The 15,005-nt window shown below is 28.7% G+C and carries 21 protein-coding genes and 1 pseudogene; 19 read left to right on the top strand and 3 right to left on the bottom strand.

Annotated features, from left to right (window positions below; genetic code table 11):
- The first annotated feature begins 51 nt into the window (after nt 1-51).
- The 14 genes and pseudogenes from L6653_RS08155 (at nt 52) to L6653_RS08090 (ending at nt 7,149) form a co-directional block, all read left to right on the top strand.
- A complete protein-coding gene (locus L6653_RS08155; RefSeq protein ID WP_236786675.1) occupies nt 52-525 on the top strand; it encodes a DUF6568 family protein in 474 nt (157 codons plus the stop codon).
- 2 nt (nt 526-527) lie between these two features.
- Entirely contained in the window at nt 528-878 is a 351-nt protein-coding gene (locus L6653_RS08150; protein ID WP_236786674.1) for a hypothetical protein, read from the top strand.
- A 49-nt stretch (nt 879-927) separates the two neighbouring features.
- A pseudogene (locus L6653_RS08145) lies at nt 928-1,206 on the top strand (bifunctional hydroxymethylpyrimidine kinase/phosphomethylpyrimidine kinase); the annotation flags it as partial.
- Nucleotide 1,207: 1 nt separating this feature from the next.
- Nucleotides 1,208-1,951, top strand: coding sequence for a sirohydrochlorin cobaltochelatase (locus tag L6653_RS08140; protein WP_236786672.1), 744 nt, complete (start codon nt 1,208-1,210; stop codon nt 1,949-1,951).
- Between the two features lie 170 nt (nt 1,952-2,121).
- Complete coding sequence (gene rplM, locus L6653_RS08135) at nt 2,122-2,562, top strand: 50S ribosomal protein L13 (protein ID WP_236786670.1); 441 nt, start codon at nt 2,122-2,124, stop codon at nt 2,560-2,562.
- Nucleotides 2,563-2,573: 11 nt separating this feature from the next.
- Nucleotides 2,574-2,966, top strand: a complete 393-nt coding sequence (gene rpsI / locus L6653_RS08130) for a 30S ribosomal protein S9 (protein ID WP_236786668.1) — start codon at nt 2,574-2,576, stop codon at nt 2,964-2,966.
- A gap of 143 nt (nt 2,967-3,109) precedes the next feature.
- The gene (locus L6653_RS08125; RefSeq protein WP_236786665.1) at nt 3,110-3,670 is read left to right on the top strand and encodes a chromate transporter; all 561 of its coding nucleotides are present in this window, start codon (nt 3,110-3,112) and stop codon (nt 3,668-3,670) included.
- Complete coding sequence (locus tag L6653_RS08120) at nt 3,660-4,214, top strand: chromate transporter (RefSeq protein ID WP_236786662.1); 555 nt, start codon at nt 3,660-3,662, stop codon at nt 4,212-4,214. The genes L6653_RS08125 and L6653_RS08120 overlap by 11 nt, the downstream gene beginning before the upstream one ends.
- A gap of 6 nt (nt 4,215-4,220) precedes the next feature.
- A complete protein-coding gene (locus L6653_RS08115; RefSeq protein WP_236786660.1) occupies nt 4,221-4,850 on the top strand; it encodes an epoxyqueuosine reductase QueH in 630 nt (209 codons plus the stop codon).
- Nucleotides 4,851-5,115: 265 nt separating this feature from the next.
- Entirely contained in the window at nt 5,116-5,418 is a 303-nt protein-coding gene (locus tag L6653_RS08110; protein ID WP_236786657.1) for a UDP-N-acetylmuramoyl-tripeptide--D-alanyl-D-alanine ligase, read from the top strand.
- A complete protein-coding gene (locus L6653_RS08105; protein WP_236786654.1) occupies nt 5,411-5,896 on the top strand; it encodes a ferritin in 486 nt (161 codons plus the stop codon). The genes L6653_RS08110 and L6653_RS08105 overlap by 8 nt, the downstream gene beginning before the upstream one ends.
- A 52-nt stretch (nt 5,897-5,948) precedes the next feature.
- Complete coding sequence (locus tag L6653_RS08100; RefSeq protein ID WP_236786651.1) at nt 5,949-6,650, top strand: aldose epimerase family protein; 702 nt, start codon at nt 5,949-5,951, stop codon at nt 6,648-6,650.
- An 82-nt stretch (nt 6,651-6,732) separates the two neighbouring features.
- Nucleotides 6,733-6,906 (top strand): hypothetical protein, encoded by a 174-nt coding sequence (locus L6653_RS08095; RefSeq protein WP_236786649.1) that lies wholly within the window; start codon nt 6,733-6,735, stop codon nt 6,904-6,906.
- Nucleotides 6,907-6,915: 9 nt separating this feature from the next.
- A complete protein-coding gene (locus tag L6653_RS08090) occupies nt 6,916-7,149 on the top strand; it encodes a hypothetical protein (RefSeq protein ID WP_236786646.1) in 234 nt (77 codons plus the stop codon).
- A gap of 54 nt (nt 7,150-7,203) precedes the next feature.
- On the opposite strand, the gene L6653_RS08085 is transcribed toward L6653_RS08090, so the two are convergent.
- Genes L6653_RS08085 through L6653_RS08075 form a run of 3 tightly spaced genes read right to left on the bottom strand, consistent with a single transcriptional unit; the run spans nt 7,204 to nt 10,866 of the window.
- Nucleotides 7,204-7,968: an alpha/beta hydrolase gene (locus L6653_RS08085; protein WP_236786643.1), complete on the bottom strand. Its 765-nt coding sequence runs from the start codon at nt 7,966-7,968 to the stop codon at nt 7,204-7,206.
- Between the two features lie 47 nt (nt 7,969-8,015).
- Complete coding sequence (locus L6653_RS08080; protein ID WP_236786639.1) at nt 8,016-9,344, bottom strand: amino acid permease; 1,329 nt, start codon at nt 9,342-9,344, stop codon at nt 8,016-8,018.
- 13 nt (nt 9,345-9,357) lie between these two features.
- A complete protein-coding gene (locus L6653_RS08075; protein ID WP_236786636.1) occupies nt 9,358-10,866 on the bottom strand; it encodes an amidohydrolase family protein in 1,509 nt (502 codons plus the stop codon).
- Nucleotides 10,867-11,061: 195 nt separating this feature from the next.
- On the opposite strand from L6653_RS08075, the gene L6653_RS08070 reads away from it, so the two are divergent.
- Genes L6653_RS08070 through L6653_RS08050 form a run of 5 tightly spaced genes read left to right on the top strand, consistent with a single transcriptional unit; the run spans nt 11,062 to nt 14,993 of the window.
- On the top strand, nt 11,062-12,057 hold the full coding sequence (locus L6653_RS08070; protein ID WP_236786633.1) for an SIS domain-containing protein: 996 nt from the start codon (nt 11,062-11,064) through the stop codon (nt 12,055-12,057).
- Nucleotides 12,058-12,071: 14 nt separating this feature from the next.
- On the top strand, nt 12,072-12,899 hold the full coding sequence (gene frlD, locus L6653_RS08065; RefSeq protein ID WP_236786630.1) for a fructoselysine 6-kinase: 828 nt from the start codon (nt 12,072-12,074) through the stop codon (nt 12,897-12,899).
- A 12-nt stretch (nt 12,900-12,911) separates the two neighbouring features.
- Complete coding sequence (gene frlC, locus L6653_RS08060) at nt 12,912-13,724, top strand: fructoselysine 3-epimerase (protein WP_236786628.1); 813 nt, start codon at nt 12,912-12,914, stop codon at nt 13,722-13,724.
- Nucleotides 13,724-14,578, top strand: coding sequence for an amidohydrolase family protein (locus L6653_RS08055; protein ID WP_236786625.1), 855 nt, complete (start codon nt 13,724-13,726; stop codon nt 14,576-14,578). Before frlC ends, L6653_RS08055 begins: the two co-directional genes overlap by 1 nt.
- Nucleotides 14,571-14,993 (top strand): secondary thiamine-phosphate synthase enzyme YjbQ, encoded by a 423-nt coding sequence (locus L6653_RS08050; RefSeq protein WP_236786622.1) that lies wholly within the window; start codon nt 14,571-14,573, stop codon nt 14,991-14,993. The genes L6653_RS08055 and L6653_RS08050 overlap by 8 nt, the downstream gene beginning before the upstream one ends.
- The last annotated feature ends 12 nt before the right edge of the window (nt 14,994-15,005 follow it).

Here is a 15,005-nt window from a genome sequence, read left to right as displayed (position 1 = left end):
ATTTTATTATAGATAATATAATTAAGTTAATCAAATCCAAAGGAGAAAAAAATGAAAAAAAGGAATTTGCTTATAATTTTATCTTTAATAGTATTTATACTTATAGGGATTTTTAGTCAAAAGGCCAAAGAGAAAGCTGAAAAAGAAAAAGAAATAAAAAATTATGAGTCTAGTGTTTCAAAATATGAAGAGATAACAGACTTACAATTCCTAAATAATGATAAAACTTTAGAAGGTTTTGTATTTATAGGAAGAAAAGCCTCATCATCATGTCGATTGTTTGTGAAAGTCATCAATGAAATTACTTATGAAAAAGAAATAAAGATAAAATATTTTGATACAGATAAATATAGGAATTCAAAATATTATGATGAAATATTAGAAAAATACCAAATAGATCAAGTGCCTTATATGGTATTTGTAAAAAAAGATGGTAGTTTTGAAACTTTTGACAAAAAAAATATTGATAAAGGCGAATTATTTAAAGATTGGTTAATCAAAAACAAAGAAAACAAGGAGAAATAAAAATGAGAAAAACTTTTGCTTTTATATGTGCAATAATATTTATTATGGCTAACTTTTCTAGAGCTTATGCAATAGATGTAGATGAAAATTATAACGATAATTCAGGTTTGGAAATATCTGATGCAGTACCACCAACGGCTGTAGGAGACAGAGGAACTCTTAGAGATCTTTGTGCTGCAGGTTTCAAGCAATATTTCCCTGAAAATAGAGATAAATACAAAAGAAAATTGAAAAATAGTGAGATAAAATGTATAGCTAATCTAGGAGTAGCTACAAGAAATATTTTGAAAAATCTTACAGCTCTGAATGCATTAATGAATTATGGTTTTGCTATAATATCTTGTCTTCCATAAATAAATTGAAATAACCCAGAAATAATATATTAATCTTTGACAGACTCGTGCCCTAAACGATGCAAATGATTATTTATTTGAAAATGGAAAAGGGATTTGGTTTAAGGGAGAAAGAATAGAAAACCCAAACACTCACGGCACAGGTTGTACCCTTTCATCAGCCATAGCAGCAAATCTTGCCAAAGGATATGATATGGAAAAATCAATAAAAATGGCAAAAGATTTTCTATCAAAGGCCCTTTTGGATATGCTAGATTTAGGAAAGGGATCAGGTCCAATGAATCATGCCTTTGATATAAAAGATAAATATAAAAAATTAGGAGATTGAAATGACATTTGCAACAATAATAGTAAATCACGGAACAAGTAGGGTAGAAAATCAGAAGGAAGCTATTGGATTTTTAAGAAAAAAAGTAGAGGAAAGATATAAGGGCTCACTTGTAAAATCTTACATGGCAAGCGATAAGATTAGAAAAAAAGTAGAAAATAAAGACCTTTGCCAAGATTTGGAAGAAATTTTAAGTGAGTTTAGGAAGAAAAATATAAAAGACGTTAGATTTTTGATGGCCTATGTCCTAAGGGGGATAGAATATGAAAAAGTGATGAAAAAAGCGGGTCAATTAAACGAAGATGGATTTTTTAATTTTACCTTTACCAAGGCCCTTCTTGAAGAAAAAAATAATGATGAAATTTTAAATTTTCTAGAAGAGCTTGGAGAAAATGACCCAAGCCTTGTAATTTTTCATGGAAGTCCTAAAAAAAACCTAGAAGAATTTGAAAAATTTGAAGAAAAAATAAAAAACTCTGACAAAAACTTATATTTTTCAAGTTTTGAAGATAGGAATTTTGATGATTTAATTGATGAACTTAAAGAAAAAAATATAGGAAAAATAAAAGTGATTCCTTTTTTAATCATAGCAGGAAACCATGTTTCTAAAGATATTGAAGGAGAAAAAGAAAATTCTTATAGGAAAGTTTTTGAAAAAAACAAGATAGAAATGAATATATTAAAAAAATCATTGATTTTGTATGATGAAATTGCTGAAATTTTTGTAGAAAAACTTGAAAAATAGTTGACAAAAGCACATTTTCAGTGTATCATTAATTAGTATGAAAAAAGTTCCCAATACTTTTGACATAATCGCAAATCCTGAGGGCGATTAAAAAGTGTCAGGACGAGTAAAGCCGCCACCTATCCGAGCGGTTTCAAAATAGATAGGCAAAATATTTAAGGAGGAACTTGATGAAAAATCAAAAAACATATGTACCAACAAAGTCAACAATTGAACCAAAATGGTATGTAGTTGATGCAACAGACATGGTTTTAGGTAGACTAGCAAGCCAAGTTGCAGCAATTATTAGAGGAAAACACAAACCAACATTTACTCCAAACATGGATACAGGTGACTATGTAATAGTAGTAAATGCTGAAAAAGTCGTTCTTACTGGAAACAAAGAATACCAAAAAGAATACAAAAGATATTCTGGATATGCAGGTGGATTAAAAACTACAACTTACAAAGATATGATGGACAAACATCCAGAAAGAATTGTAGAACACGCTGTAATAGGTATGCTTCCACACAACAAATTAGGTAGACAAATGGCCAAAAAACTTAGGGTTTATGTAGGTGAAAATCACAATCATGAAGCTCAAAACCCAGAAGTTTTGGACTTAAAGTAAGGAGGACTTAGATGGCAGATATTATATATCAAGCTACAGGTAGAAGAAAAACTTCAGTAGCAAGAGTTACAATGAGACCAGGTAGCGGAGAAATAAAAGTTAATGGAAGAGATCTTGATGATTATTTTTCATATGATACATTAAAAATTATAGCAAAATCACCATTAAAATTAACAGAAAACGAATCAACTTATGATATCAAAGTTAATGTAAAAGGTGGAGGATTTAACGGACAAGCTGGAGCTATAAGACACGCTATAGCAAGAGCTTTACTTGAAGTAAATCCTGATTATAGACAAGCTCTAAAAAGAGCAGGTTTTCTTACAAGAGACCCAAGAAAAAAAGAAAGATACAAATACGGTCAAAAGAAAGCAAGAAAATCTTCACAATTCTCAAAAAGATAAGAAGTATTTTACAAACAAGGAATTTTTATTCCTTGTTTTTTTGTGGGAAAAATTATTTTTTATTGGAAAAGAAATTATAGATTTATTTTTAAAATTTTCACTCAAAAAAATCTATAGTAAAATGTAAGAAGAAAGGATGCGCTATGTCAAAATCACAAAAATTATTTAAACTTTTTATAAATACCCTAACCCTTTCAGCCTTTACTTTTGGTGGGGGTTATGTGATTTTATCTTTGATGGAATCTACTTTTGTAAAAAAATTGGGATGGATTAATAAGGAAGAGATGCTTGATATGACGGCGATTGCTCAATCTTCTCCAGGGGCTGTTGCAATTAATGCTTCTATTTCTGTTGGCTATAAATTATTTGGATTTGTCGGTGCCTTGGTTGCAACTTTGGGAACTGTAATTCCTCCTCTTGTAATTATTTCTGTAATTTCTTATTTTTATGATGCTTTTATATCTAATAAATATATTGCTTTAGTTTTAAAGGGAATGCAGGCTGGAGTTGGTGCTTTGATTATAAATGTTGTAATAGATATGACACATGAAGTTATTCTTGGCAAGGGATTTTTGATTTATGGAATTTTTTTCATATCTTTTATCCTTAATGTTTTTTTCCATGTAAATATTATTTATATAATCCTTGGTCTAATTATTTTTGGAATTGTTTATTCTTTTTTTGGAGGAAATCATGCTTCTTAATTTATTTATAAGTTTTTTTAAGGTGGGTTTATTTTCCTTTGGTGGAGGCTATGCTGCTCTTCCTCTTATCCAAGAAGAAGTTGTAAATAAAAACGCCTGGCTTGGAATTTCTGAATTTAATAATCTTATTACAATTAGCCAAATGACTCCAGGTCCAATAGCTATAAATTCTGCATCCTTTGTTGGTACTAGGGTTTATGGATTAAGCGGGGCAATTGTAGCAAGCCTTGGTTGCGTAATGCCTTCTTTTATTATTGTTGGAACAATTTCTTATTTTTATAACAAATACAAAAAGCTTGATACCATGCAAAGTATTTTGGGATTTTTGAGACCTGCTGTTGTTTCTATGATTTTGGCTGCAGGAATTGATATTTTGAAAACTGCTTTTTTTGATGTGAAAAAAATGTCTTTTGAAAATCTTGATATAAGCATGGTTCTTTTATTTATTTTTATTCTTGTAGCAATTAGGAAAACAAAAATTGACCCGATTTTTTTGATGATAATATCAGGTTTTATTTATATGTTTGTGCATTTGATTTTGTGAGGTGTTATGGAAAAAATTAATTATAATTTGAAAATGGAAGAGATAATAAAAAATATTCAAAAGGAGAAAAAAAGACCTAGGCTTTTGCTTCAAGTTTGTTGCGCTCCTTGTTCTTCGAGCGTTTTGACACGATTGAGAGAATATTTTGATATAGATATTTACTATTACAATCCAAATATTTATCCAATAAGCGAGCTTAATAAAAGGGTTGAGACTGTAAAAAGTTTGGTTAATGATATGAATCTTGATTCTAAAGTTATTTTTCCTGAAAATGATCCAAAAGATTTTTATTCTTATGTGGATAAAAGAAGTGAGGACCATGAAGGGGGAGAATCTTGTTATAAGTGTTATGAATTAAGACTTAAAAAAGCCTGCCAATACGCAAAAGAAAATTCTTATGATTATTTTACAACAACTCTTTCAATTTCTCCCTACAAAAATTCAACTTGGCTAAATGAAATTGGAAAAAACTTGGAAGATGAATTTGGAATAAAATATTTGTACTCAGATTTTAAAAAGAAAAACGGATACAAAGATTCAATTGATTTGTCAAAAAAATATGATTTATACAGGCAAGATTATTGTGGTTGTATTTTTTCATTTAGGGAGATGGAAGAGAAGAAAAAATTAAAATAAATGTTATTTTTCGAAATGTGTCCAAACCCTCAAGCACGAATATCTGACTCCAAAAATTGTTGATTTCTAAATTTCAAAATTCTAAAATCGCAAACTCGCGTTCGCTCGAACAGTGCGATTTTTAACGAATTTTTAAATTTGAAATCAAATCAATTTTTTCCGTATGATATTCTTAGCGTGAGGGTTTGAATATTTTGTCAAGAGTCTTTAAAATAAATGTTATTTTTATCTTTCTTTGGGTAATTTTATATAGGGAGAGATAATCATGGATGACGTATTACTAATAAAAAATTTAAATAAAGACCAATTAAATAGTAAATGTCTTGTACCTGTTACTTTTGACACGAATGTAAGCGATAAAGAAAAGTTTGTAGAGATTTTTGATTTGTTAAAAGAAAAGAAATTAGTTGAAAATAACAGATTGGGAATAAAAAAATCTTCTATTACCCTAGAGCTTATCTCTTCAAATATTACGGAAGTGATAAAAGAATTAATAAAAAATGATTTTATGATATATGGGGTATATATATTGTATGACGAATATTTAGGAGGAAAATATAATGAGTGAAAAATTACTAGAAATGATTAATGAACAAATGAACTTTGAATTACAATCAGCATATGAATATAAGGCTATGCAAATTTATGCTGATGATGAAGAATTTGAAGGATTTGCACATTGGTTTGGACACCAAGTTATGGAAGAAATTGAACATGCTGAAAAAATGACTAAATTCTTACAAGAAGTAGGATTTAAACCAGTATATAAAGCAATGGAAGCTCCAAATACAGAATTTACAGATCTTTTAGACGTAACAAAAAAAGCTTTAGACCATGAAAAAGAAGTTACAAGAAGAATCCATGAAATAGCAAAAGCTGCAAGAGAAGAGGGAGACGAAAGAGTAATTTCATTTATCCAATGGTTTGTAGATGAACAAGTTGAAGAAGAAGATACTTTTGGCAAACTTATCACAAGACTTGAAAGAATTAACGGAAATTACGGTGGCCTTTACATTCTTGATGGCCAACTTGCACACAGAGGATAAAAATTAAAGGCCAAGTTTTGCTTGGTCTTTTTTCTTACCTAAAAATAATCTTATGAAAATAAAATTAAAAGAAAAAAATCTAGAAATGACAGTAAATTCCTATGGAGCCTACATAGAAAAATTTACTAAAGATAAAAAACCAATATTTTTCCCAAAACTTCTAATAAAAATAAAAGACGAACTCAAGACAAGAGGAGGTATGCATCCATGTCTTCCAAATTTTGGCAAAAGCGAAATAAAAGATCTTGCCCAACACGGATTTGGGAGGATTTCCTTTTGGGATATAGAACAAAAAAATGAAAATTCTATAAAACTCAAATTAGAAGGCAAGGACGAATACGAAAATACCCTATATTATATAAAATATAAGATCGAAGATTCATCCTTAAAAATCGATTTTAAAATTGAAAATAAATCCGACAAAGATTTGCCAATAGGACCAGGCTTTCACCCATATTTTTATGTAGACAAAGATTTCAAGATAAAAGGCTTAGACCTTGAAAAAATCGATTTAGAAAACACATATTTTCTAAAAGAGAAAAAAGCCTATCTTGAAAGCAAATATTTTAATATTATTATTGAAAATGAAAATTTTGAAGAATTTGCCATATGGACAGATTACAAGGGAGAATATTTGTGCCTAGAACCATGTTTAAATGGGCCAAGTTTTACAAAAAAAATAAATAATCCCTATATCCTAGAAAAAGGAAAAAATTTCAGAGGGAAAATCAAAATATCAATAAAAGAAAAATAAAAACCTATAATATTAAATATATTAAAACAAAACTTGAACTATCTTAAAATGAGGTATAATAAAATTAAGATAGGAGGAAATTATGAACGAAGAAGCAAAAAAAGTTCTGAGAGTTTTTTTACTAGCACTTATAGCAACCATAGTTTTAAAACTTTTGGGTCTAGCAATAAAAATAATTTGGGCAATTGTAATACCATTATTTGTTATATATTTCCTATACAAAGTTTTGATAAAAAAAGAAGATATATTTAGATAATGTGAGAAAATGAGAGATAAAAATAAAATACTAAAAATAATCCTAGCTATTTTTGGCGTAATATTAGGATTTAAAATTTTAAAATTTACAATATCATTAATATTTGCCCTACTTGTTCCAATATTTATAGGAGGAAGCCTAATTATAATACCAATCCTATTTTTAATGATTCCTCTAGCAATATTGGCAGCAATAGGATACTTTATCTACAAATTTTTCTTAAAAGAAAAATCTGTATGGTAAAAAAATAAAAAATCTAGACTAATCCGAAAATTTGATTTAGTCTAGTTTTTTTATTTAATCAATACTAATATTTTCTATATCTAATCCTCTAATGAATTTAAAAGCTCTAATAACAGCTTTGTTCCAATAAATCCAAGAATGATCCCCATCTTCAAAAAAATATTTGTAGGTGACTTTGTTTTCTTTTAAAATATCTAAAAAATATTTATTACTACTTAAGAAGGGATCTTGATTTCCACAAAGTAAACAAAATTCAACATCTTTATTTATTTTCCTTGTAAAGATTTCATGATTTTCATCCCAAGGCCATATAATAGATTGTTCATTTTCAAGAATAAAATTTTCACCATCAATACCATTTCTTAATAAAGTGTAATCTAAAGCTGAGGAGATACCACATGATTTGGAAAAAATATTACTTTGATTTGCTAAATTTAATGCTCCAAATCCACCCATACTTATGCCAATAATATTCCATTTTTTATCAGAGATGCTTTTTAAATTAAAATAAGAATTTATTTTTTTAGGGATTTCATTAATAATATAATCCTTAAAATTTTCTTTTGCATTGAGAAAAAAAGATCTATTAGCTTCTGGTAGAATTACCCGACATTTAAATTTACTTGCTAGATATTCTATATTGGTATAAGAAGAGATTTGCCTGCTGCTACCTCCTAGCCCGTGAAGCGCTATGACTATCTCGTAATCATCTAAACAATCTAAAGGCGTAGATTCCTCAACAGAATCTGGAGGATAAATTCTAAGAGTAGTTTCTCTTCCTAAAGACTTGGAATAAAAATTCCATATAATTTCTGACATATAAACTCCTATAAAAAAGGAGCGAATAATGCTCCTTTTTGTGTTTTCTATTTAACCATTTTATCCATATATTTCTTTTTAAAGAATATATAAGCAGGAATTGCTGTTACAACTGATAAAACACCAGCTACTAGACCTTGAGTTGGAGCCCAAGTAAATGTTGACCAAATTAGAATACAAGTAACTAACATAGCTACACTTGTCATAAAATAACCTGCAGGCATTTTCCAAAGAGGATTGTAGCCTGGTTTTTTTCTTAATACAAATATTGTACCAAAAGTTAATAGGTTTTTCATAAGAGCAACTAGAGTAAAATATCCTAATAATTCTGTAAGATTTGTTGCGAATATTAATATTATAGCAACGATACATTGAACTAAAATTGAAAATGCTGGAGTTTCCCATTCTTTATGAACTTCTGCAAATTTAGGGAACCATAAACCATCTTTTGCCATAGCGTATTCAATTCTAGGTTGGAACATTATACAACTTGACAAGGATCCAATTATTACTATTATTGCCATTATAGAAACAATATTTCCACCCATTTTTCCTATAAATGGAATACGAGAAGCTGCTTCAGCTATAGGAGCTGAGTGATTAATTATATCATCCATTGGCAATAATCCAGTTACTACTGTAGAAAGTAGTACGTAAAGTGCTGTAACACCAAGTACAGATATTAGTAAAGCTTTTGGCATTGTTTTTTTAGGATCTTTTATTTCTCCTGTCATGTAACAAACAGCTCCCATACCGTCAAATGACCATGTGGTAGCAGAAATACCAGCAAATAATGCAACTAATCCAGTTTTTGATTCAGCTAATGGAGGTGCAGAATAAAGCTCAGGTTTTAAGTAAAAAATACCTAAACCAATTAATAAAACAAAAGGTAAAACCTTGAAAATTGTTATAAATGTTTGGAATTTTCCTCCACCTTCAACACTTCTCATGTGTATAAACATGAATATAATTACTAGAACTACTGCTAAGATTCTTAGTGCTAAATCGCCCATTGGAACGAAATAAGCCATATAATTTACTATTGCAAGGGCCATTATTGAAATAGAAGGAGGATCAGTAGCCCAAAAACTAATCCAACCACACCAAAATGCTAATGGTTTTGAGCCGGCTTCTCTAAAGTAAACATATTGACCTCCATTTTCTGGATAAGCTGTGGCCAATTCTGCGTAAACTAAGTTTGCTGGAATATTAATTAAACCACCTATGAAGAAAGCCAAAATAACTATAATGGCTGATCCAGAAGCACCAGCAACGTCACCAATAGATGAAAAAATACCAGAACCAATGGTGGTACCCATTGATATAGCAACTGCCGCCCATAAACCTAATTTTCTTTTAAGTTCTTTATTTTCCATGAATTTCTCCTTATTAATTTATAAGATTACCATCGATAAAGGTTTTATCAACCTTTAAATTTTTCGCTGTATTTTCTTTGATAGAACTAGGGCTCATATTTAAAACTAAAAAATCTGCAAAATAATTATCTTCAATTTTTCCATAATATTTATCAATACCTAAATTTTTAGCACCGTTTATTGTCCAACAAGTTAACATCTCTTCCAAACTTATTGCATTTTCACTTACAAAACTAACTCCATCATTAAATTTATGATAACAACCACTATAAATGGATTCACCCAAATCATCAATAACAAGTGGTAAATCAGTAGCGTTGGAAACAATAACGCCTTCATCTATCATTTTTCTTCTGTTCCAATAATTTTTGTAACGATCACCAACCCTTTCATAAGTTAAATTAATTTTTTCATTTGAATCATCGTAAATTGAAAGAATTTGAGGGTATATTTCAGCGAATATTCCTAAATCAGACATTTTTTTATAAGAATTTGGATTAGCAAATTCTAAATCCGTTATTGCATGACGATTAATTAATTTTCCATCTTCTTTTTTCTTGCATTTATTAAAAATATCTATTATTTTGCTTACAGCACGATCTCCTTGACCATGTAAAGAAAATCTGTAACCGTTAGAATCCGCTATGATTGTATCATTTTCTAATTTTTTATAATCGATTTCTATTTTGCAGAAATCTCCATCTTCATATCCATCTACTATATCGGCCTCTTTAACACTTACTGATCCATCGACCATTTGATTATAACCATCAAATTTTAATTTTTTTGAATTAGATAAGATATTTTCTATTTTTTTAGAGTTTTTAATAGAAAAATCATATCCTACAGGTTGAGACATAAAATACATTTTTAAAATTAATTCATTATTATTTTCGATTTCTTTTAAAATTTTAACAAGTCCATAAGAATCATCAAAAACCATATCTTTACAAAAACTAACGCCCTTACTTAATAATAATTTTTGATAATCAATGAAGATTTCTTTACAGATATTTTTTTGCTCTAAAACAAATTTTAAAACTTTCCACATTCCTTCAGATGAAAAATCTTTACCATCAAAAAGAAATTTTTCTTTTGCTTTTTTATTTACAAAAGCAAATTCTTCATCCCAGTTGAATAAAAGTATAGATATATGGTCTGGAAAATCTTTTGAAAATGCACTTTCATCAAGTTTTAAATTTTTCTGTAGACCTTTCGCGATTATGACTCCATCAATATCTTTACCTTTAATTTTTTTGATTAAATCTTCTCTAGAATTACAAGAACTAATATCTTCACCAAATTTTCTAACATAGTAACCTGTAAAAAAAGAGTGACAATCTATCATGGCAGGCATGATAATGTTTTCTCCGAAGTCAAAAATTTTGTAGGAATCATCAGATTTTACATAAGGTTTTTTATAAACTTTTTGAATCACTCCATCTTTTACCATAAAATAACCATCAAAAAATTTTCCTTCAGAAAAAATATTTTTAGATACAACTATGTAATTTTCAATCATATTCACCTCCTAAAAAAATTAATTAGACATTTTTAATAAATAGCTGTATTATATTAATAACAAGATAAGAAAATTTCATACCACTGTTAAATTGATTATAGACTAATCAAAAAAAATTTGCAATACCTTTTCATAAAATTTTTGAAAATAAATTATAATTTTAGATTAGTCATAGAAAATTAAAAGGAGAAACGCATGTACAACTTTGATGAAAAAAAATTTTCAGATAATTTAAATGGAGCTTTGAAGTTAAGAGGGCAAATTAATAAAATTGTTGATAAAATTTGCGATGAAGGTTACAAGGATATTTGTTGGTTGGGTATAGGTGGAACCTGGGCGTCAGCTTTACAGGTTGAAGTCCATATGAAAGAAAAATCTGAAATTGATTTTTTTGTTGAAAATGCTGCTGAGTATATTGTTACTGGAAATAAAAAAATTTGTGAAGGAACTATAATTATTATATCTTCAGTTTCAGGAACAACTTCAGAAATGATTGAAGCATTAAAAATAGCGAAAAAACATGGAGCAAGAGTATTAGGCTTTATCGATAAAAAAGAATCTCCACTGTCCGAGATGGTTGACTGGTCAATTTCTTATCCACTTAATGAACAGTTAAAATTTTTCATGGTAGCTGATAGGTTTATGTTTAATAAGGGCGAATTTGATGAATATGATGACATGTATGATAATTTTGACAAAAATCTTTCTAATGCACTAATCGAAGCAACATTTGAAGCGGATGAATTTGGAAAAGAATTTGCTCAAAAACATCATTATGATTACCTTCATTATTTTGTTGGATCTGGAAACCAATACGGCGCAACTTATTCTTATGCTATGTGTTATTGGGAAGAACAACATTGGATTAGAACAAAATCAATTAGATCGGAAGAGTTTTTCCATGGCATGTTTGAAATAGTTGATAGAGATACTAATATAACAGTATTTGTGGGAGAAGATAGCCAAAGACCTTTAAGTGAAAGAGTTGCAAAATTTATTCCTAAAGTTTGTGCAAATTATACTATTATTGACACTAAAGATTACAAACTAACTGGTATTAAAGATGAGTATAGAAAATATATTTCACACCTAGTTATGAGGCAAATTTGCTCTAGAATAGATGTTTATATTGAAAAACTTAATTGCCATCCAATGGATATTAGAAGATATTATAGGGCTTTGGATTATTAATAAAGGAATAAATCATGAAAAAGAAAGCTTTAATGATTGGAGATAATTGTATAGATATCTACAAAAATTTAGGGTGTGGATATCTTACAGGTAATGTAGTTGATACTGGAATAAATATGGCTATATTAGGCAGTCAAGTAGGAATAATTACAAATATAGCTAAAGATACTTATGGCGATGAAATGCTAAAAATGTATAAAAAATATGGTGTCGATTGTGAAAGAATTAAAGTGATTGATGGGAAAACTGCTTATACTATTATGACTTTGGAAGATGGAGAGAGAATACATGGAGATTATTTTGAAGGAGTCCTTGAAAATATGAAATTTTCCAAAAGTGATATAGAATATGCACTAAATTACGATTTAATTTTTAGCGCATTTTGGGGTAAAGCAGAAGAAATTCTGATTGAAATAAAAAAAATTAATGATAAAAAAATTATTTCTTTTGATTATGCAGATAGGGTGAATGATTCGAAAGTTGATAGACTTGATGGAATAGTAGATATTGGATTTTTCTCTTGGTCAGATTCATTGAATGAGGCAAAAAAATTTTTGAAAAATCGCATCTCAAAAGGAATGAAGATAGGAGTTACGACTTTTGGCGAAAAGGGTTCTTTGGCATATGATGGAAAAGAATTTTATGAACAAAAAGCTTATAAGGTTGAAGATTTAAATAATACTGTAGGAGCAGGAGATTCATTTATAGCTGGATTTTTATCATCATATCTTTTAGATAAAGATATAAAAGAGTGTCTAGACGAAGGCTCAAAATTAGCCAGTAAAATTGTAAGACAATTTGGACCAATTTTGAATGAAGAAGTTTTTAAAATTATCTATTAAAAGGAGAGTAATATGAAATTTGGTTTGTTTACATCAGGATATCAAAGATTTGATTTAGAGAAGGCGTTTATTGACGCGAAAAAATTTTCTTATGATTATATAGAGCTATGGGGAGCAAGACCACATGCTTACCCATTAGATTTTGATATTTGTGTTGATGAGATTAATAGATTAATAAAAAAATATGATATGCCAGTAAAAGTTTATACTCCAGAAATTAATGCTTATCCTTACAACATAATGTGGGAAAACGAAAAAATGAGGCAAGATTCGATTGAGTTATTATATAAAGCTATGGATTTTGCCAAAGCTATTGGAGCTGAATATACTCTGATATCAGCTGGACATTCTGGATATAATGCAACAGATAAAGAAATTAAAGAAAGATTAAAAGATAGTCTTGAAAAAATATTAGCGTATGCGAAAAAAATAGACCATAAAATAATTTATGAAGCTCTCACAACTTTCGAATCAAATGTAACAAATACTGCCAATGAAATGGCTGAATTAATAAATGAAATTGATGATCCTAATTTGTTTGGGATGAATGATATAATAGTTCCTTATATTCAAGGTGAAAATATAATGAATTATTTGGATAAGTTAGGCAACAAGATGGTACATATGCACATAGTTGACAGTGATGGTGTGTCAGAAAGTCATGTTTGTCCGGGCTTGGGAGTCCTACCTTTAAAAGAACTAATGGCTGAGTTAAAAGATTATGGATATGATGGAAATATAACCATAGAATTGGTTACAAATTATTTAAATGAGCCTAGTATTTATTCAAAAATGGCAATAAATAATTTAAAGGAATATCTATAATGAATATAGACTTTAGGGTATATGCCCATTTTTATGAAGATATATGTGATTATGAAAAAAATTTTTCAAAAAGACAAGAAGTATTAAATATTCACAAAAATTCTATAGCTACAATTAGCCACATAAAAAATCAAATGCGTTTAGCAAATTTGGATAGATTAGTTTTACACGCTCAAGATGAATCTTCAATAGATGGAAGTACTACAGTTACTAATGAAGAAATATCAAAATTAGTAAATGCTTATCCTGATTTATTTTATGGGGTAGCAAGTGTTGATCCAAATGATGAAAATCATCTAATTGAATTAGAAAATTCTTATAAGAACTTAAAACTGAAAGCTCTAAGGTTAAATTTATCTAGATTGAGAATAAATCCTTTAGATAATAAACTTGAAAAAATTTTTGATTTATCTAGTAAATACAAAAAAAATATAATCTTTGAGTGTGGAATATCCTATGATAGGGGTTATAGTTCAAAATATGCAAATCCAGCCTTATATGAAGATTTATTAATAAAATATCCCAAGATAAAATTTTGCTTTACTAGGTTTGCTTGGCCTTATGTAAAAGAAGCAGCAATGCTAATGATGAAATATAAAAATGCCTATACAGATACGGGTGCTTTGTATTTTGATAGCGCATTAGAGTTTTACAAGGATATATTTAATAATGAACTAAGACTAAGTTGGGTTGATAGAAGTTTAAACCATCAAATAATATTTGCAAGTGAAAATCCTAGATTTGAACAGATTAGAATGGCAAAAGCAATGTATCAATTAGGATTACACGATAATACTTTAAAATTAATTATGGGAGAAAATGCAAGAGATTTCCTAGGAGTTAGTGATGTCTGAGATTATAATAAAAAAAATACAAACATCAGAATATAATCAATTTTTTGATGTAACAAAAGAAATTGAGGATATTGTAGAAGAAAAAAATTTGAAAAATTGTATGGTAACAGTTATTTCTCCTCATACAACTTGTGGAATTTTTGTAAATGAAGGTCTAGAGTGTTTAGAAAAAGATATAGAAGATTTTTTAAAAAAACTTGCTCCAGAAGATGGAAAATATTATCATGCTAGAATGTTACAGAGTTATGGATCAACTGCAGGTAATCCAACTGGGCACTTGAAATCTTTAATTTGCGGGAATCATGCTCATTTTTTAGTAGTTGATGGAAAAATAAAAAAAGGTGATGCACAAAGACTGTATTTTTGTGAATTTGATGGACCATCACAGAGAAAATATCATATATTTATAAATTAATTAGAGGTAGAT

This window comes from Anaerococcus ihuae (assembly GCF_928368155.1).
In the GTDB taxonomy this organism is placed as follows: Bacteria; Bacillota; Clostridia; order Tissierellales; family Peptoniphilaceae; genus Anaerococcus; species Anaerococcus ihuae.
The sequence above is the reverse complement of the archived record's forward strand: the minus strand, read 5'-3'. Positions and strand labels throughout refer to the sequence as shown.